The following is a 271-nucleotide window of genomic DNA, read 5'->3' as shown; positions in this document are numbered from 1 at the left end:
ATGCTGGCCATTTCGCTGGCTGGCAAACGCTGGGGCACGCAAATTGGCGGGCTGCTTTCAGGGCTACCCGTTACCTCGGCGCTGGTCATGCTGTTTCTCAGCCTTGAACAAGGCGAGGCGTTCGCCTCATTGGCCGTACCAGGGGCATTGGCCGGGGTGGCTGCCGTGCAGGCAACCTGCTTGTTCTACTACGGGGTGACCCGACGTGTAGGCGCCTTGGTCGGCTGCATCGCAGCGCTGGCGTTTTTTGTGTTGGCGGCGTTGGCAACCA

1 pseudogene is annotated in these 271 nt (G+C 62.4%); it reads left to right on the top strand.

The annotated features are described in order from the left end of the window. A pseudogene (locus SB765_RS29820) lies at nucleotides 1–271 on the top strand (hypothetical protein); the annotation flags it as partial.

Source organism: Pseudomonas sp. SIMBA_067, from assembly GCF_046534675.1.
Classification (GTDB): Bacteria; Pseudomonadota; Gammaproteobacteria; order Pseudomonadales; family Pseudomonadaceae; genus Aquipseudomonas; species Aquipseudomonas putida.
The sequence above is the reverse complement of the archived record's forward strand: the minus strand, read 5'-3'. Positions and strand labels throughout refer to the sequence as shown.